Consider the following 18,366-nt stretch of genomic DNA (forward strand, 5'->3'; position numbering starts at 1 on the left):
CGACGGGAACCTGCGCGGTTGGGCGGCGCTGCTGACCGGCGCGGAGCCGGCCCTCGCAGAGGGATTGCGCCAATCCGGGATCGTCGTCCTGCAAGGCTCGCGCGGCGCGCTCGCCCTCGGGAGCATCGCGCAGATCTGGCTCGCAGCGCGAAGCCTCGCGGACGCGCTGGAACGGCAGCCGCTGCGCGAGGCGGCCCAGGATCTGATGCGCCGGGCCGCAAACGTCGAGTCGCCGGCGCGAGGCACCGCCTGGAAGCTTCCACGAAGCCACCTGCCCGAGGGGCGCACGCTGGTGATGGGAATCGTGAATGCGACACCAGACTCTTTCTCGGATGGGGGCGCCTACGACCCGATCGCGCAGGGCCTGAAGTTGGCGGAGGATGGTGCAGACATCATCGACGTCGGCGGCGAGTCAACCCGGCCCAACGCAAGTCCGGTGGATGCGGTAGAGGAACGGCGTCGCACTGAGCACGTGGTTCGCGAGCTGTCCCGGCGAACGGGGCTGCCCATCAGCATCGACACCACCAAGGCCGCGGTGGCCGCGCCCGCGCTCGACGCCGGGGCCGAGATCGTCAACGACGTTTCCGGACTGGCACGCGATCCGGAGCTGTTCCGCGCCGCAAGCGGCGCGGCGGTTTGCCTGATGCACATGCGGGGGACACCCGCCGACATGCAGTCGCGCGCCACCTATTCCGATCTGCACGGGGAAGTTGCGCAGGAGTTGACGGAAGCACTCGAGCGCGCCCGCGCCGCCGGGATCCCCGACGAGCGCATTGCGCTCGACCCCGGCCTCGGATTCGCCAAGACCGGCGTGCAGAACCTGACGCTTTTGCGCCGGCTGCGGGAACTCACGCAGCTCGGGCGACCTCTGGTCGTCGGCGCTTCCCGCAAGTCGTTCATCGGCGCCGCCACCGGAAGGCCGGCGCCGGAGCGGCTCTTCGGGAGCGTCGCCGCAGCCGTGATAGGGGCGTCGAATGGGGCTTCGGTGTTGAGGGTGCATGACGTCAAAGCCACGCGAGAGGCGCTGGCCGTTGCCGATGCCGTCGGGACGTCCGTTGCCTGACACTCGCCCGCAGTCTTGCCGCCCCGCCAACCAGGCACCAAGATTGCGTCTCACTTCAGGAGCATTCAACATGGCCGTCCGCTTGGCAGAGAAACCGGTAGAGCCTGCGCGCAAGCTGTTCGGGACCGACGGAATCCGCGGCACGGCCAACGTGTACCCGATGACCGGCGAGCTGATGCTCCAGCTCGGCCGGGCCGTCGCCCATCAGATCAAGCGCGGCAACCATCGCCATCGGGTGGTGATCGGCAAGGACACGCGGCTCTCCGGCTACATGCTGGAGACGGCGCTCGCTTCCGGGCTCTGCAGCATGGGAGTCGACGTGCTGCTCTGCGGCCCGCTGCCGACGCCCGCCATCTCCAACCTGACGGTCTCGATGCGCGCCGACGCCGGGGCGGTGATCAGCGCGTCGCACAATCCCTATCAGGACAACGGGATCAAGTTCTTCAGCGCCGACGGCTTCAAGCTGCCCGATGAGGTCGAGGCCGAGATCGAGGACCTGATCGCGAACGACAAGCTGAACCACCTGCGGCCGACTGCCACCAGCATCGGCAAGGCGTACCGGATCGACGACGCCGCCGGGCGCTACATCGTCTACGCCAAGAACACGTTCCCGCGGCACCTGACCCTGGAAGGCGTCACCGTCGTGATCGACTGCGCCCACGGCGCCGCCTACCGCGTGGCGCCAGCCGTCCTGCAGGAACTGGGGGCCAAGGTCATCGTCATCGGCAACCAGCCGGACGGAAAGAACATCAACCGCGGCTTCGGGGCCATGCACCCGGAGACGATGTGCAAGGCGGTGCGGAAGACCGGAGCCGATCTCGGCATCGCGCTCGACGGCGACGCCGACCGGCTGATCGTTTCCGACGAGCACGGCAACGTGGTGGACGGCGACTCCGTGATGGCGATCTGCGGCCTCGATCTCATCCGCCGCAGGGCGCTGCCGAAGAAGACGGTGGTCGCGACGGTGATGAGCAACATGGGGCTCGATCAGTGCCTGGCCAAGGCGGGCGGCCGCGTCCTGCGCACGCGCGTCGGCGACCGGTACGTGCTCGAGGAGCTGCGGCGCGGCGGGTACAGCTTCGGCGGCGAGCAGAGCGGCCACCTGATCTTCCTCGAGAACGCGAACACCGGCGACGGCACCATCGCCGCCCTTGCGCTGCTCGCGGTGATGATGGAGACCGGCAGGCCCGTCTCCGAGCTGGCGCAGTGCATGGACGTGTTCCCCCAGGCGCAGCTCGGGCTTCAGGTGAAGAGCAAGCCCGAGCTCGGCTCGCTCCCCGGCGTGATGCGCGCGATCCGCGACGTGGAGGGCAAGCTCGGCGCCAATGGTCGGGTCCTGGTTCGCTACAGCGGCACCGAGCCCAAGGTGCGCGTCCTGGTCGAAGGGCCGGACCAGAAACAGATCGATGCCTACGCCGCGGAGATCGCCGCGGAGCTGAAGAGAGCGATCGGAAGCTGAATTCGGTACACTGCGCCGCGGAGGGCCTCGCCCGATGCGGCTCGGCGTCAACATCGATCACGTCGCCACCTTGCGGCAGGCGCGCAAGGGCCGCTATCCCGATCCGGTCGCCGCCGCCGCCCTCGCCGAGCTGGGCGGAGCGGACCAGATCACCCTTCACGTGCGCGAGGATCGGCGGCACGTCAACGACCGCGACCTGGATGTGCTCCGCAAGACCGTGAACGGCACCCTGAATCTGGAGATGGCCGCGGTTCAGCCGATGCTGAACCTGGCGCTCCAGCACCGCCCCGACACGGCGACCCTCGTTCCGGAACGCCGGGAAGAGCTCACCACCGAGGGCGGTTTGGACGTCATCTCCAACCGCGAGGAGATCCGCCGCGTGGCGCAATCGCTGCGCGACGCGAGCATCGAGGTCTCCCTCTTCGTCGACCCCGACCTGGAGCAGATCAAGGCCAGCCACCGCGCCGACGCCCAGGCCGTCGAGCTGCACACCGGTCGCTACTGCGAGGCGCGCACCTCGAGGGACCGCGCCCGCGAGCTGGCCCGCATCGTCGAAGGCGCCAAGGCGGCGACCAAGCTCGGGCTCCGCGTCGCCGCCGGCCACGGCCTCGACTACTGGAACGTCAAGCCCGTGGCGGAGATCGCCGAGATCACCGAGCTGAACATCGGCTACGCGATCGTCTGCCGGGCGATCCTCACCGGCCTCGAGCGGGCGGTGCGCGACATGAAGGACCTGATCGGATGAGGCTGCTGACCGCCGCCGGGCAGCGCGAGCTGGATCGGCTCGCCGCGGCGGAGGCGGCGCTGCCCACCCGGGTCCTGATGGAGAGCGCTGGGGGCGCCGTCGCGCGCGCGGTGCTCGAGCTGCAGCCGAGAAAGGTGGTCGCCTTCTGCGGCCCGGGAAACAACGGCGGCGACGGATCCGTCGCCGCGCGCCTGCTGCGTGAAACCATCCCGGAGGTCTACGTCTGGTTCACGCGATCGCCGGACGGCCTGAAAGGCGACGCCGCTCTGGCTGCGAAGGCGTGGCAGGCGGCGGGCGGCGAGGACGCGAAAAAGACGCTGCGCGGCGGACCCGGCGTCGTCCTCATCGATGCCGTGTTCGGCAGCGGTCTTTCCCGTCCGCCCGAGGGCGCGGAGGCGGAGGCCATCCGGGCGATGAATTCCGCCCGCGAGCGGGGCGCGAAGATCGTCGCGGTCGACGTGCCCAGCGGCATCGACGCGGACACCGGGCACGTCTATCCCGTGCACGTCGCGCGGGCCGACCTGACGGTGACCCTGCACGCGCCGAAGCGCGGACTGTATCTGCATCCCGGAGCCGACTGCGCCGGGCGCATCGCCGTTGCGCCGATCGGGATTCCGCGTGCGCTGGAAGAGAAGCTTTCGGGGCCGGTGTGCGAGCTGATCGACGAGGAATGGGCGCGAGCGCAGATCCCGGCGCGGCCGCGGAACGCGCACAAGAACGACTTCGGGCACGTGCTGGTCATCGCCGGATCGGCCGGAAAGACCGGAGCGGCTGCCCTGGTTTGCGAAGCGGCGCTGCGGGCCGGGGCCGGGCTCGTGACGCTCGCCGCAAGGCCGGAGGTCGGGGCGGCCCTCCACGGCGTCCCCGAGGCGATGTTCGCGGCGTTGCCCGGAAGCGGTCCGCTCGCTGCGGCGGACCTGCCGCCGCTGCGCGAGGCACTGAAGGGAAAGAGCGCGCTCGCGATCGGGCCGGGGATTCACCGGGGCCCGGAGACCGGGCCTCTGATCGGTGAGCTGGTCGCGGGCGCGGAGGTGACGGTGCTCGATGCCGACGCGCTGAATGCGCTCGCCGAACATCGGGACCGGATCGCCGAATGGTTCCGCAAGGCGCCCACCCGGCCGCTGCTCACGCCGCACCCGGGCGAGTTCGCGCGCCTCACGGGCGAGGAGACCGAGCGCGCTCTCTCGGACCGCGTCGAATCGGCGGTACGCGCGGCGCAGCGCTTTGGCGGCTGCGTCGCGCTCAAGGGAGCGCACACCGTGATCGCCGACCCGGAAGGATCCAGCGCCATCTGCGCCGCCGGGAATCCGGGGATGGCGACCGCGGGGACGGGCGACGTCCTCACGGGCATCGCCGCCGCCCTGCTGGCGAGGCGCTCCGGCATCGGCGGAACGTCCGAGCGGGGCCGGCTCGCCGTCTTCGTCCACGCGATGGCCGGCGACCTCGCCGCGGCGGAGATCGGCGAGACGCCCCTGGTGGCCAGCGACATCGTCCGCATCGGCCTGCCGCGGCTCTTCCGGCGCTGGGGACGATGATCGTCCGGGAGCTGCTCCTCAGGACTCCCGCGGCGACGCGCGCCCTGGGGAAGAAGCTCGGTGCAATCCTGCAACCGGGAGACTTCGTGGCGCTCACCGGCGAGCTCGGCGCGGGAAAGACGCTGTTCGTCAAGGCCGTCGCCGAGGGCGCCGGAGCCGAGGCTGCGAGCTCTCCGAGCTTCGCGCTCGTGAACCGCTATCGCGGCCCGGTGCTCCTGCAGCATCTCGACCTGTATCGCGTTTCCGGTCCCGGCGAGCTGTTCTCCCTCGGATTCGATGACCTGCTGGCCGAACCGGCAGCGACTCTCTGCGAATGGGCCGACCGCGCGCCGGGCGCATTGCCCGCCGATCGGCTGGAGATCGCCTTCGAGCACGCGGGCGCGAGGTCGCGCAAGGTGCGCTTGCATGCCACAGGTTCGCGGGCGGAAAAGCTGCTCGCCGCCATCGCCTCCTTATGATGAAGCGATGACCAGCACCATCACCTGTCCGCACTGCGGCCTTGCCCAGGAACCGGCTTCCGACAGCGTGTGCCGCGGATGCGCGAACCCGATCGCCGGCGTCGTCGCTCCCGCGAAGTCCGTGCTCGGCCTCGGCAAGGCGGTGGCAGCAAAAGCGCTTCCGCTCGGCGCCCGCGTCGCCGGAGTGGTGCTGCTCCTCAACGCCGGGGCGAACGTTCTCTCGATGATCAAGGAAGGTGCAGGGACCGGCCCTCTCGCCAACCAGGAAGTCAAAGGGATGATCGTCGATCTCGTGGTCGGCGGCGGCCTTCTCGCCGGCAGAGCCACGCTGCAGAAGTGGGCCATCGTCCGCGTCGTCCTCGGATTGATCGTGTTCGGCGCGATGTTCGGCGCGCAGCACGACATGACGTCGCTGACGCTGCAGGCCGGCTTCTCCGCCGCGCTTCTGTTGCTGCTCGTCGGCGACGCGGGAAAGGCGCGGATTGGCGCGGGCGCGGGTCTGAGCGTCGCATACCTGCTCCTGGCGACGGCCGGGGTGATGCAAACCTGGACCGGCTCGAATCCGGCGGCGGCGGCGCTGCTCACCTCGAAGGGGGACATCTCGCCAGCGGCGGGGCGCCTGAAGGGCGAGAAGTTCGACTACTGCCTGTCGGTACCCGAGCAGCACTGGTACCTGCGCGCGCCCCAGCTGGCGTCGCGCGACAACCCGTCCTCCGATCGATGGCTCACGCGCCCGGATCTCGACGCGCACGTGATGATCATGGGCGAAGCGGTCGAGCCGACGCTCCGGATCAACCAGGACAAGTTCGAGCGGGCGGTGATCGACGAGATGAAGGGCCGTTTGACGAAGTTCGAGAACCTGGGCCGCGAGCCCCTGCCCGGCGGCGCGATGCTCCACTTGCGGGGTCACGCGAAGACGCTCGATCTCGAGTACTACCGTGGCCTGTTCGCTTACGGGAACCGCGGGTACCAGGTGGTCGCCTTCGCGACCCCGAAGTCGTTCGCCCGCGCCGAGCCGGAGCTGGCGGCGATGGTGCGCTCGTTCCAACCGGCTTGCCAAGGCCGACCCGTCACCGCCCGCTGACCTCACTGCGGCAAGATCGAGGTCACCGTCAGCCGCAGACGCTCGTCCACGACCACCAGCGCTTCCTCCGGGAGAAGACGCCAGGCCCGTTTTCCCCCCGGAGGAGGCTCGCCCGGGTCCTCGCTGGCGATCGCGACGTATCCGGATTCTCCGTGCCGGTCCGGCGCGGGTGAGGAGAGAAACAGCGTCCGCCCTCGCCTGCAGGCGAGGAGCACGCGGCCGTCCGTGGCCAGGAACGTGGTGCTCGCCCTGTGCTCTCCGTGCTCGGCGATCTCCCGCACCAGGGCGACCGTCTCCGCCATCGCCGCCCCGGCAGCCTCCGCGTTCGCGCGCTCGAGCTCGCAGCGCCGCCGCAGGAGGGAGAGGAAGAGCAGGAAGCAACGTTCGCTGTCCGTCTCTCCGCGCAGCTCGTCCCGCAGCGACGGATCGATCAACGCTTCCAGCGGCGCGCGCACGCGGTCCCAGTCCGGGATGGTGCCGTTGTGCGCGAAGAGCCACGGCCCGCGCTGGAAGGGATGTGTGTTGTCCTCCGCCACGCGGCCGACGCTGGCCTTGCGGACGTGGGCAAGGACCGTCTGCGCACTTACAAACTGCGACAGCTTCTCGAAATCTGCGTCGCCGTGGGCAGGAGTGAGACTGCGGACCACACGCGGCACGCCGTCTTCGTACCAGCCGACGCCCCAACCATCGGGATGCTCACGGCTTTGCACGCGGAGTGCGTTTGCGCCGTGAAAGAGCTCATGGGATACGGCGTCGACGGCGCGTGAGCGGCAGCCAAAGAGACGGCACATCCAAGAGCATCATACCATGGCGCCCCCTATCGACCGCGAGCGAGGGGACCTAAAATGGCGTCGCGGCTACGGGGAGAGTGCATCAAGGGTAGCGTTCTCCCTGGCGGTCGTGCTGTAATTTTGTTTGGCCGCTGCGGGGCCGCCGGGAGGGGTGACGCAGATGTGGGCAGCGCTGGCGCTCGTGCTCGCCTCCGCGACGACCGCGCCGGTCGTAGCGCTGCTGCCCTTGCGCCCCTTGGGAGCGCCGCCGGACGTCGTTCACGCCCTGGAGGTCACGCTCCGCAATGAGCTGGCGCAGCTTCCCGAAGCCAGGTTGGCGTCTGCGAGGGACGTCGCGGCCGCCCTCAAGCGCGAGCCGGGGTGCGAGACGAGGGTCGCATGCGCCGCCGCCGCCGCCGCCCACGCCGGGGCACGCCTGCTGATCATGGGCACCACCAGCCAGCTCGGCGATTCGTTCATGGTCGACTTGAAGCTCATCGATTCCCGCTCCGGGCAGGAGCTCCGCCGCGCGACGCATCCCGTGAGCGGCTCTCAGGAGGCGCTGATCGAGAAGGTGCGCGAGGCCGCCATCCACCTGCTCGCGCCGTCCCGCTTCGTCGGCGCCCTGCGCGTCGATGTCCCCGGAGCTGCGGGGGCGCAGCTCTATCTCGACGGCAAGCACGCGGGAACGTTGCCTCTGGCGCAGCCGCTGGAGGGACTGGCGCCCGGCCAGCACGCCATCCGGGTCAAGGACAGGACGCAGGAGACCAGCACGTTCGTCGAGGTCCGGTTCGGGCGTACCACCGACGCCCAGCTCGAGCTGGGCGCCGCCCCGGTGGTCGCGGTTCCCGCGGCGGCGCTTCCGGTGGCGATCGCGACCGCGGCTCCGCGAAAACCGGCATGGGTCCGGCCGGCTGCCATCGCTGCCATTGGAGCGGGAGTGGCGAGCGCGGTGATCGGCCTCGCCTTCAATGCTCGCGGCGGATCTACCGCTGCCAGCTCCAGCAACGGGGTCCCGGTCAGCCAGCTGCAGAGCCCCAAGGCGCAGGCATTCCCCGACGGCGATCAAAACGCGAGCATCGCCCGCGGCTTCTACTTCGCCGCCGCGGTGCTCGCGGCCACCGGAGGAGGGCTTCTCTGGTGGGACGTGCAGACCGATTCCATCGGCGTCACCACGCACTTCTGAGCGGCGGCCGGAAATCTGCCCCCGCGCAGGTGCCATGCTAGCGTCGGATCGACGCCTTTCTTCGACGGGAGGACCCGCGTGTCCCGCAGCGCCGCGATCTGCCTGCTTCTGATTGCGTTCGCCGGCTGCCGCAGCAGCGCCCCGGATCCGAACTTCCAGCAGGCGAATGCGATCTACCAGCAGCTCTACGCGACGCAGCTCGACGACGCGTACGGCGACCCGAAGATGGACGAGGTGGTAGCCCTGCTGCACAAGGTGAGCGCGCGATCGGTCGACGCGTCCAGGGCGCAGGCCATGCTGGGCCTGATCCAGCGCGGGCGCGAGGAGCTGGCGAAGCAACTCGCCGAGCGGGAGAAGATGGCCGCCGCGGCGGCGCAGAGCGTCGCCTCCGCGCAGGTGAACATCGATCCCTCGAAGGTGCTGGCGGCGAGCGAGGCCGACGCCGGACCGCCGGTGGATCCGTTCGGCCCGGGCGCTTCGATGGCGGACCTCAACGCGCACAACGGCGGCTGCCTGGTGGACAGCGAGCCGTTCACCGAGCAGGGCACCGGCGTCGCGGGAACGGTGTACCGCGTAGCTCCATCGGACACGTGCAAGGGAAAGCTGCCGGGGCTCAGCGGGCAGATCGTGCTGGTCGTCAACGGCAAGATCTATCGGCGCACCGCCGATCCCAGAGCTGGCTCGGCGCAGCCGCGATAGCGCAAGGCGGCACGGCCTGCTACACAACGCAGCCCGATGGCCGAGCTGTCGTACACGCTGTTGCGCCTGCTGCCCAAGAACACGCTCTCGCGCGCGGTGGGCGCCGCCTGCCGCGCGAGCGCGCCGAAGCCCGTGGTGCGGGCGGTGATCCGCGCGTTCGCGCGCAAGTACGGCGTCGACTTGAGCGAAGCGGAGCGCCCGATCGACGAGTACCCGACGTTCACCGAGTTCTTCACCCGCCGCCTCCGGCCTGGAGCGCGCGCCATCGCGCCCGGAGAGCTCCTTCCGGTCAGCCCGGTCGACGGCACGGTGGGAGAGCTGGGCGAGATCGTCGAGTCGCGCCTCTATCAGGCGAAGGACAAGCACTACACGCTCGCGGAGCTGATCGGCGGGCCCCAGGCGGAACAGGACGCGCGGCAGTTCGGCGGTGGCGCGTTCTGCACCATCTATCTCGCTCCCTACGACTATCACCGCATCCATGCGCCGCTGGGCGGACAGATCTCCGGGTACGTCAACATGCCGGGGCAGCTCTGGCCGGTGAACCCGACCGGCATCCGCAACGTGGACAAACTGTTCTGCGTGAACGAGCGCCTGACCACGTTCCTCAAGACGCCGCGCGGCGCTTGCGCGGTGGTTGCCGTGGGAGCGACGAACGTGGGCCGGATCCGCGCCGTCTACGACGACGTCGTCACCAACGCGCGCCGCACGCGGCAGCCGGAGCGGAAGCTGTACGAGCGGTCGCTGCGGGTGGAGAAGGGCGGCGAGCTTGCGGTGTTCGAGATGGGCTCCACGGTGGTGGTCCTTTTCGCGCCCGGGGTGAAGCTCGCCGACCGGTTGCGGCCCGGGCTCGCGATCAAGCTGGGCGAGGCGCTGGAATCGCCATGAGCCAGAAGATCCGCGGCGTGAAGGGCACCCGCGACGTCCTGCCCATCGACACCTACGTGAAGGACGACGATCCGTGGGTCCGCATCGGGCACTACCAGCTCGTCGAGCAGACCGCCCGCGACCTCTTTCCCCTCTACGGATACCGCGAGGCGCGCACGCCGATCCTGGAGCGAACCGAGCTCTTCGTCCGCAGCATCGGCGAGGTCACCGACATCGTCGGCAAGGAGATGTACACCTTCGACGACCGCGGCGACTCGGTGACCCTGCGGCCGGAGGACACGGCCTCGCTGGTGCGCGCCTACGTCGAGCACAACGTCAATCAGCAGGAGCCGGAGACCAAGTGGTGGTACGTCGGCCCCATGTTCCGGCGGGAGCGGCAGCAGAGGGGGCGCTACCGCCAGTTCACACAGATCGGCATCGAGGCGTTCGGCAATCCGGGCCCGCGGATCGATGCGGAGCAGATCGAGATGCTCGACCGCTGGCTGAAGACGCTCGGGATCCCGTTCGCGATGCACCTGAACACGCTCGGCGACGGCACCTGCCGCCCCCGGTACCGGGAGGCGCTCCAGTCGTATCTGCGCTCCCGCGCCAGCGACCTTTGTGAGGACTGCCGCAAGCGCACCGAGACCAATCCCATCCGCGTGCTCGACTGCAAGAACCCCAAGTGCCAGGAAGTCGCCGCGGGGGCGCCGCAGATGGATGCGTTTCTCTGCGACCCGTGCAAGGCGCACTTCGCCGGGGTGCAGGAGACGCTCCACCGCCTGGGGGTTGCCTTCGTCGTGGACCCGAAGCTGGTGCGCGGCCTCGATTACTACACGCGCACGACGTACGAGGCGATCGCCACTTCCGGTCTCGGCGCCCAGAGCACCGTGGCCGGCGGCGGACGCTACGACGGACTGGTGAAGGAGCTCGGAGGTCCCGACGTCCCGGGGATCGGCTTCGCGGCCGGCGTCGAGCGGCTGGCGCTGCTCGTCGCGCAGCAGGGCAAGGAGAGCGCGACGCGCCCCCTGGTCTTCATCGCGCCGCTGGGCGACGCGGAAGCGGCCCGCGCCGACGAGCTCGCGCAACAGCTGCGCGCCGCCGGGCTTCCCGCAGAGGTGAGCTTCAGGAAGGCGAATCCGGGAAACCAGCTCAAGCGGGCGGACGCGCTCGGGGCACGATTCGCGCTGGTGCTGGGAGATGCCGAGCTCAAGGCAGGGCGGGCGCGGTTGAAGGAGCTCAAGACCGGCGCCCAGCACGAAGTCTCGCTGGACGGCTTCGCCGAGGAAGTGAAGAAGCTCGCGGGGCGCTAGCACGACGCGCCTGCGCTCGGTCACGACTTCCGGCTGGTCTCCCGCAACCGCCGGGTGAGCACCTTCATCACCCCCATGGCGATCTCGGGCCGCTCGCCGAGGATGTCGCGGAAGTCGTCGCGGCCGATCTTGAGCAGGACGGCGTCCTCGACCGCGGTGACGCTGGCGGAACGAGGCTCCGAATCGAGCACCGCCATCTCGCCGAACACGTCGCGCTCGCCCAGACGCACCAGCTCCTTGTTGCCCTGGTGCACCTTCACCTTGCCTTCGACGATCAGATAAAGGGCGTCGCCCGGCTCGCCCTGCGCGAAGACCTGGTCGCCCGCGGCGAGCGGCTGCTCCTCCGCGATCTCGGCGATCTGGGCCAGCTCCTCCGAAGGAAGCGCGCGGAACAGGTCGATGCTCTTGAGGAAGAGGACCTTTTCGACGGTCGAGATCACGCCGTGGCCCTCGGCGCGACGGGGGCGAGCAGGGCGCGCACGGTCCGCTGGACGGACGGCGCCGGGTCTGCGGCAAGCTGTGCCAGCAGGCCGGGCGCTTCCGCGGGCGCCACGCGAGCCACCGCCAACGCGGAGGCTTCGCGCAACGGCGCCGAGGGGGCGTGCAGCGAGGACCGCAGGGCAGGCAGGACGGCGGCGAGCAGCCACGGCGCATCGAGGACCCAGCGCGCGGTGCAGGCTCCCACCCACAGCCCGCACTCGCCGCGGATCAGCGCGTCGGCGAGCTCGAGGGCGGGGCGCGCATCGGCCAGCACCTGGTCGCCGCGGCGCTTGGTCTCGTCGAGCGTCGCCATCACCTGCCGATTCCACGGCTCGGGGAGCGTGTTGTCGAGCACCTCGATGGCGTTCCCCCGCGCTGCTGCGGACTCGGAGCGCAGGTACTCCGCGACGACGTCGAGCCTGACGTCGGGCAACAGGACCTGGAGGAGCACCAGCGCCTGGAGCACGCGGGCATCCCGCTCCTCCAGCAACGCCATCGCCAGCAGCTCTCCCGCGCCGCGCGGCGCGTGTGCGGCCGCGCGCAGGGGTAGCTTCTTGAAGATCGCCAGCGCCGTCCGCGCCGCGGAGAGCTCGGCGTGCGCGGCGCGATCCACCCGCGCGATTTCGATGCGGATCCCGCGCTGGCGCCGGGTGAGCCGCGCCAGCGAGCGCGCCGCGGCCTTGCGCACCGCCGGCTCCCGGGCGGTGAGGGCGGCGACGAGCGCGTCCGCAGCTTCGCGCGTGGCCAGTCTCTGCAGTACGAGCGCCACGCCGCGGCGGCAATCGACTTGGGACGCTTCGTCGACGAGGATGCCCTGGAGCGCGCCTTCGATCCCCGGACCGTAGGCGGCGAGCGCGCCGGCGGCCTCCAGCGCCGTCTCCCGGCGCTGGAACTGCTCGACGATGGCCAGGATCAGCTCCGGAGCGCGCAGCTTGCCGGCGGCGGCGATCGCCCTGCGCCGGACCGCGTTCTCCGGGTCGCAGAGGAAAACGAGCAGCGGACGGAAGAACCCTCGCACGCCGATGTTGCCGAGGGCGTCCGCGGCAGCCGCGCGATCGCGCGGGTCGACGGCCGCCAGAAGCTGGTTGAGCGGCTCGGCGGCGGCCAGCACGCCGTCGATTCCGGCGTGGCGGATGAGCGCGACGCACGCGGCGGCTCGAACCACGGCCTCGGGCGCGGTACGAACGTCGAGAAAGGGCAGCACGGCGGAAACGGCCGCCTCCTGCTCGATGGCGCAGACCGCTCCCAGCGCCGCCGCGCGCACCTCCGGAACCGGATCCCGCATCAGCGCGCGCATCTGCGGCAGCGGCTCGGTCGTGCCGAGCGCGCCGAGCTGCTCGAGAGTCGCGGCCCGCACGGCGGCATCCGGGTGCTGCAGCAATTGCCGCAACTCGGGCGTGAAGTCCGCCGCCTGGGAGAGCTGCCGCACCAGGGTGACAGCGTGGAGGATGGTCCCCGGGTCGCCGCCCAGCGCCGTGCGCAACGCGCGCAACGTCGCCTCGTTGAGGCCGGAGAACTCCATGCCGGAGAGATCGAGGTGCCGCCGTTCCAGCGACTCGACGAGGCTGCGGACATACTCGCCGCGGGCGCGCACGAGCAGCCCGATCCAGACCGCGACGAGCACCAGTACGGCGGCGGTCAGCGGGCGGCCGCTTCCACCCGAGTGCTTGTAGAGCAGCAGGACCGCCCCGGCGCAGGCCACCGAGCTGGGCTTGAGGACGCCGTCGATGAACGCTTTCGCACGCCCGCGGACATGCGGCTGCACCGGCACGTACAGGAGCTGCATCGAGGCGTCGTTGATGGTGTAGCGGAAGATGGTATCCGAGCCTTTCGCGAGCGAGCTGACGAAGAGCCCGGGAGCCGAGAACGCGACGGAAGCGCCCGAGCCGAGCGCGAGCCCGAGCGGCAGAGGCAAGAGCGAGGCGAGGATCCCGTACCGCTCGAGCACGCGCCCGGTCACCCAGATCTGTACCGCGAGCGCCACACCGCCGCAGATGCCATAGAAGCGGCCGAAGTACCCGGCGAGGTCGTTCTCGTCCAGCACTGCCGCAGCGGAAAGCTTGAACTGGAAGTCGACGATGGTCACCGCCGCGGCGCTGACCGCTCCGATCAGCGCGACGATCGTCAGGTGCCTTTGCGAGAGGAAGGAAAGGCCGGCGCGGGAGAGCACTCGTGCCTTCCTCACCGGGCGGGAGCGAAGCGGCAGCGGGGAAGGCGAGGCCAGCCGCGAGCCTGCCTGGGCCAGAGTCGCGCAGAGAATGAGCTGCGCCACCATCAGGAGCAGCAGGTTCTGCGCCCCGAAGACCTGCGCGTATCGTCCGATGAGAAGTCCGAAGATCACGTTCGCAAGCGTCCCGCCGCCGCCGATGAGCCCGAAGAGCCGCTTCGCCTCGCGAGCATGGAAAACGTCGTTGGCCAGCGTCCAGAACTGGATCACCACCAGCGACCCCATCGCCTCGACGAAGACGTAGAGGCCGGCGTAGACCCAGACGGCGTCGGTGACGGTCAGCACCGCCCAGAAAGCCGCGCCCAGCGCCGCGCATCCCAGCGCGCTCACGGCGTTGAGCAAACCGCGGCGCATGCGGTCGGCGATCCGCGCGTACAGCCAGGAGACGAGCACGATGGCGATCGAGCTCCAGATGTACATCCCGGCGAGGCCGCGGGCGGGGCGATTCGAGAGGTAGAGGGCGTCGCGGACCGAGCGCCCGACCACCACGGCGCCGATCGCGTTCGCCGCATACAGCGCCATCAGGGCGACGCGACGCTGCTCCCCCGGGCGGATGCGCAGGCCGGCTTCGAGCGCACGTTCGATCCTGCCTGCCATCTGCTCTCGAGAGTACACGCCGCGCGCCGGAGCGCGCCAGGAACTGACGCCGCCGGATGTCTACGCTTCTCCCACCCGTGGAGCGGGCGTCAGAACACGCCGCCGAGCGCGGCGTAGCAGTCGAGGATCGCGACCGGTCCCGACTCCAGCCCTCTCGCGCACCCGAAGCGCAGATCGGTCGGCAGGATCCAGCCGAGCACGACCTCGGCGCGCAGCTCCGCGCCGGCGCCGGTGTGGAGGTGGAAGTCGTGTCGCGAGAACGTGAACGCGTCGCCGACATCGGCAAAGACCGCGGCGTGCAGGCGGCGGAGGTAGACGGGCAGGGTCCACGCTCCGGTCTCGACGTCAAAGAGGGGAAAGCGGTACTCCGCGGTCCCCAGCGCATAAGCGGTGCCGTGAAAGGAGTCTCGCGCGAAACCTCGAAGGCGCGGCGTCCCAGCCGCCGGGTTGAGGACGCTCCGTACCAGATCCCCCTGCTGGAAGCCGCCGAGGAAGAAATCGTGCCGGTTCGACAGATCCCCGTTCGAGACACCGAACGAGCCGCGCAGGGCCAGCGCATGGTGCCAGGGAACGCCGCGCGTGCTCCAGGGCAGGGCGAAGAACTTCGATGCGGACGTCGTCGCCTGCCAGAACGAGAACTGGCTTCCGAGAGCAGGGTCGGAAAGACGCAGGGAGAGGGCGAATCGCTGGCCGCGCTCGCTGGAGATGCTGCGGACGAAGCGCCTCACGTCGGACCACGAGTACGTCAGCGTCGCCGCGGCGAGCAGCCCCGGCGACGTGGGAACGCCGAGCGGATTGGTGTCGACGGCCAGGTTCTCCAGCTCGTACGTGAGCGAGAGCGACTGCGAGCGTTCCACCTCTGAGAACGGGAACGAAGCGGTGATCGAGCCGCCGATGGATCGCTCGAAGTAGTAGCCCGGCGCATCCAGTCCGCCGGCTGCCTGCGGCGCGCCGAGGTCCCGGGTGAACTCCAGCGTCAGGTCGGGATAGAGCGAGTGATTGACGTAGATGAGGTCAAATCCCGGCTCCTTCCCGTAGATGCTCCACCAGGCGGTGGCGGCGTATTCGTGCCGGTCCACGGCGTCGAATCCCGCCGTCAGCGCCCCCACCGTCGTTCCGTATCCGTCGGCCGCCGCGTACGGGAGCCAGAAATGCGGCCTCAGCGTTTCCCAGGGCGAGTAGGGCCGCGTCGGATAGATCTCCTCCTGCGGCACCGCCGTGACCGGCGGACGCTGCTCGGCCAGCGGCGCCGCCGTGACCGGGCGCCAGGAGTCGGGCTCGAGCGGCATGCGTCCGACGTCGTATCCGCGCGAGCTGTAGGTCACGAGCGCGAGCTGCGTTCCGTCCGGCGAGGGATCGGGCTCGAAGGCCCCCAGCACGACGTTCGTGACCTGGCGCAGATCGCCCGGCCTCCACGCGTACAAGTTGTAGACGCCATTGCGATCGCTGCTGAACAGGAGCCAGCGCCCGTCGCGCGTCCAGGCGGGGTCGCGGTCCAGCGCCCGATCCCGGGTGACGTCGGTGACCGCGAGCGAGGCGCGGTCGACGATGCGCACGTCCCAGGCGCCGTCGCGGTGGTGCAGAAACGCGACCCGCGCGCCGTCGGGCGAGTAGCGCGGGCTGTCCACCGGCTCGGCGTGCGGGTCCTCGAAGAGGACCCGGGGACCTTCGGCCCGCAGCTCCGCGATCGCCGTCCTTCCCCCGCTGCGCCTCCAGACGAATGCGATGTTGCCGTCGCGCGAAACGTCGGGGCTCCGCGCGCGCAGACCGCGGCTCAACCTGCGCTCGTCGCCGGTACGCGGATCGACGGAGTAGAGGTCCTGGAGGATCTCGAACTCCTGGAATACCTGCGCACGCGCGTACACGACGCGCCCGTCCGGGCCCACCGCGAGCGTCGAGTCCCCCGAACCATCCGACCAGAGATTCCCGACGTGCCGGTCGCCGGGACGGGTCGACTCCGTCATGGGAACAGGCGGTCCGCAACACTTGTCCGGACGGACCGCGCGGATCTCCGCCAGCCGATCCGGCCCGGCGTTCGTGTAGTACAGCGTCGACGCGTCGGGGCTCCAACGCGGTGTGCGGACCCATTCCCCGAGCCGCGTGAGCGGCTCGATGGCCGTGGGCCCCGACGCGCCGACCTGCGCCTGCAGTCGAGATGCGCGCCGCAGCTCCTCCGCCGCGAACTGGTCGTAGAGCTGGAGATAGGTCGGTCCCAGCACCCGCTCGGCGCTGAAGTTCATCGCGAAGGGGACGGGCCGCGATCCGAAATCGTGCGACAGGTCCCGCAGCGCGCCGAGGCCGTATTCGTTCCCGATGAAGGAGAGGAAGCGCGATCCGACGGTGTACTGGCCGAAGCCGCGCGGCCATTCGAGCGGAAGGTTGGAGAGCGTGTCGATCCGCGGAAGCTTGCCCTCCAGGACCTCGGCGCGCAGCACCATGTCCTCTTCCGACGCGCGCACGCGTCCCGCCGCGCTCACCTCGCTCTCGGCGAAGGTGGCCATGCCCTCGATGAACCAGATCGGCTGTCCGCCGTTGGTGATCCACAGCTTGCCGAAGACGTCATTCACCGCCTGCGGAAGGCCGAGCACGGTGTCGAGGTGGAGGATGTGCGTGTATTCGTGCGAGATCAGCTCGTAGACGTTGTCGTCGAAGTCGGCGAGCGTGCTGCGCGCGTCCGGGGGCGGAGCATAGGCGTGGATCAGGTTGTAGAGGATGGGGCTGGCGCTGCCGTTGGCGAAGTCGGTGTCGTCCTGCACCACGATATGCGTCCGTCCGTCCGGAACATGGTCCAGAAGCGGAACCAGGCGCTGGTACGAAAGCTCCGCGGCCCGCGCGACCCGCTGCGCGTACCGGTACGTTCCCTGGTGGTAGTGGACCTCGAAATGGGGTGTGTCGAGCGTCTCCCAGACGAACCGCGGGTCCAGCGCGACCGCCGGCAGACCCGCGAGCAAGAGGAGCGCGAACAGCCGCATTCAGCCAGTGCGCCGCGCCGTCGAGGATCCGCGCGCGGGAATGCTGGCCAGGAACTTCTCCAGCCGAAGCGCGATCAGCTCGGGATGCTCGATGGGGGCCACATGCGTCCCGCCCGGCACCGTCAGGAGCTCCGCGCCCGGAATGCGCGACCGCATCTCCTCGCTGAGCCAGTAAGGCGTGAACGTGTCGTCGGTCCCGGCGACGATCAGCGTGGGGGCGCTCACATGCGGCAAGTGATCGAACGCGGTGTGCTCGCTCGCGTGCTTCAGCATCCCCAGGAAGAGCTGGGGATCCATCCCGGCGAGATGCCGGAAGTAGGGAAGGAAATCGTCGCGGCGCACCAGCCGGCCGTTCACCTCGAAATGCGTGGCGATCTGGTAGGCGAGCTCCCCGCTCGCGGCCAGGCGCCAGATGAGGCTCATGGCCTGGGGGTACTTTCCCGCGGCCACGATCATCGACGGCAGCAGGATCTTCAGCGCTTTGCTGTCGTGAAAGGTATCCAGAGGCAATCCGTACGAGCCGCAGATCAGGACCAGGCCCAGGACCTGATCGGGCCGGCGGCGGTGGTGCTCGAGCGCGACTTGCACGCCCATCGAGTGGCCGAGCAGCACCGCCTGCGAGGTCCGCGTCGCTTGCAGGACGCTCTCCAGATCGGAGGAAATGTCGTCGAAGCCGACTCGGGTGGAATCACGCGGGACACCGCTGCGCCCGTGGCCGCGGTAGTGCCAGTGGACGATCCGGTGTCGCGCGGCGAAATCGCGCAGGACGTATTTCCAGGCGAATCCGTCGCAGCCGATCCCGTCGCAGCAGACGAGCGCCGGAGCGCCGTTCCCGACCGCCGACCAGTGGATTCGCGTGCCGTCGCGGCCCTCGGCGAATCCCGTTTCGACCCCTTGCAGCTCCGCCTGCATGC

General features: G+C 70.0%; 15 protein-coding genes. 10 read left to right on the top strand and 5 right to left on the bottom strand.

Annotated elements, in window-relative coordinates; all coding sequences use genetic code 11:
- Nucleotides 1-205: 205 nt before the first annotated feature.
- The 6 genes from folP (at nucleotide 206) to E6J58_21855 (ending at nucleotide 6,344) form a co-directional block, all read left to right on the top strand.
- Nucleotides 206-1,063 carry a dihydropteroate synthase gene (folP, locus tag E6J58_21830; GenBank protein ID TMB33105.1) on the top strand — a complete coding sequence of 286 codons (858 nt, stop codon included), beginning with the start codon at nucleotides 206-208 and terminating at the stop codon, nucleotides 1,061-1,063.
- Nucleotides 1,064-1,133: 70 nt separating this feature from the next.
- Entirely contained in the window at nucleotides 1,134-2,522 is a 1,389-nt protein-coding gene (locus E6J58_21835) for a phosphoglucosamine mutase (protein TMB33059.1), read from the top strand.
- Nucleotides 2,523-2,556: 34 nt separating this feature from the next.
- On the top strand, nucleotides 2,557-3,267 hold the full coding sequence (locus E6J58_21840; protein ID TMB33060.1) for a pyridoxine 5'-phosphate synthase: 711 nt from the start codon (nucleotides 2,557-2,559) through the stop codon (nucleotides 3,265-3,267).
- The gene (locus E6J58_21845; protein TMB33061.1) at nucleotides 3,264-4,802 is read left to right on the top strand and encodes an NAD(P)H-hydrate dehydratase; all 1,539 of its coding nucleotides are present in this window, start codon (nucleotides 3,264-3,266) and stop codon (nucleotides 4,800-4,802) included. The genes E6J58_21840 and E6J58_21845 overlap by 4 nt, the downstream gene beginning before the upstream one ends.
- A complete protein-coding gene (gene tsaE / locus E6J58_21850; protein ID TMB33062.1) occupies nucleotides 4,799-5,260 on the top strand; it encodes a tRNA (adenosine(37)-N6)-threonylcarbamoyltransferase complex ATPase subunit type 1 TsaE in 462 nt (153 codons plus the stop codon). The genes E6J58_21845 and tsaE overlap by 4 nt, the downstream gene beginning before the upstream one ends.
- A gap of 7 nt (nucleotides 5,261-5,267) precedes the next feature.
- Nucleotides 5,268-6,344: a hypothetical protein gene (locus tag E6J58_21855; GenBank protein TMB33063.1), complete on the top strand. Its 1,077-nt coding sequence runs from the start codon at nucleotides 5,268-5,270 to the stop codon at nucleotides 6,342-6,344.
- 2 nt (nucleotides 6,345-6,346) lie between these two features.
- Here the strand turns inward: E6J58_21855 and E6J58_21860 are convergent, their stop codons facing one another.
- Complete coding sequence (locus E6J58_21860; GenBank protein TMB33064.1) at nucleotides 6,347-7,135, bottom strand: class II glutamine amidotransferase; 789 nt, start codon at nucleotides 7,133-7,135, stop codon at nucleotides 6,347-6,349.
- A 151-nt stretch (nucleotides 7,136-7,286) separates the two neighbouring features.
- Here E6J58_21860 and E6J58_21865 point away from each other — a divergent pair, with 151 nt between their 5' ends.
- The 4 genes from E6J58_21865 (at nucleotide 7,287) to E6J58_21880 (ending at nucleotide 11,176) form a co-directional block, all read left to right on the top strand.
- A complete protein-coding gene (locus E6J58_21865) occupies nucleotides 7,287-8,300 on the top strand; it encodes a hypothetical protein (protein TMB33065.1) in 1,014 nt (337 codons plus the stop codon).
- Nucleotides 8,301-8,378: 78 nt separating this feature from the next.
- Nucleotides 8,379-8,999, top strand: a complete 621-nt coding sequence (locus tag E6J58_21870) for a hypothetical protein (protein ID TMB33066.1) — start codon at nucleotides 8,379-8,381, stop codon at nucleotides 8,997-8,999.
- A gap of 36 nt (nucleotides 9,000-9,035) precedes the next feature.
- A complete protein-coding gene (gene psd, locus E6J58_21875) occupies nucleotides 9,036-9,884 on the top strand; it encodes a phosphatidylserine decarboxylase (protein ID TMB33067.1) in 849 nt (282 codons plus the stop codon).
- Nucleotides 9,881-11,176 carry a histidine--tRNA ligase gene (locus tag E6J58_21880; GenBank protein TMB33068.1) on the top strand — a complete coding sequence of 432 codons (1,296 nt, stop codon included), beginning with the start codon at nucleotides 9,881-9,883 and terminating at the stop codon, nucleotides 11,174-11,176. Before psd ends, E6J58_21880 begins: the two co-directional genes overlap by 4 nt.
- 20 nt (nucleotides 11,177-11,196) lie before the next feature.
- On the opposite strand, the gene E6J58_21885 is transcribed toward E6J58_21880, so the two are convergent.
- The 4 genes from E6J58_21885 to E6J58_21900 form a co-directional block, all read right to left on the bottom strand.
- Nucleotides 11,197-11,985: a cyclic nucleotide-binding domain-containing protein gene (locus tag E6J58_21885; protein TMB33069.1), complete on the bottom strand. Its 789-nt coding sequence runs from the start codon at nucleotides 11,983-11,985 to the stop codon at nucleotides 11,197-11,199.
- Nucleotides 11,613-14,480, bottom strand: a complete 2,868-nt coding sequence (locus E6J58_21890; protein TMB33070.1) for a hypothetical protein — start codon at nucleotides 14,478-14,480, stop codon at nucleotides 11,613-11,615. The genes E6J58_21885 and E6J58_21890 overlap by 373 nt, the downstream gene beginning before the upstream one ends.
- 89 nt (nucleotides 14,481-14,569) lie before the next feature.
- Entirely contained in the window at nucleotides 14,570-17,452 is a 2,883-nt protein-coding gene (locus tag E6J58_21895; protein ID TMB33071.1) for a hypothetical protein, read from the bottom strand.
- Nucleotides 17,453-18,364: an alpha/beta hydrolase gene (locus E6J58_21900; GenBank protein TMB33072.1), complete on the bottom strand. Its 912-nt coding sequence runs from the start codon at nucleotides 18,362-18,364 to the stop codon at nucleotides 17,453-17,455.
- Nucleotides 18,365-18,366 lie beyond the last annotated feature (2 nt).

Source organism: Deltaproteobacteria bacterium, from assembly GCA_005879535.1.
GTDB lineage: Bacteria > Myxococcota > Myxococcia > Myxococcales > 40CM-4-68-19 > 40CM-4-68-19.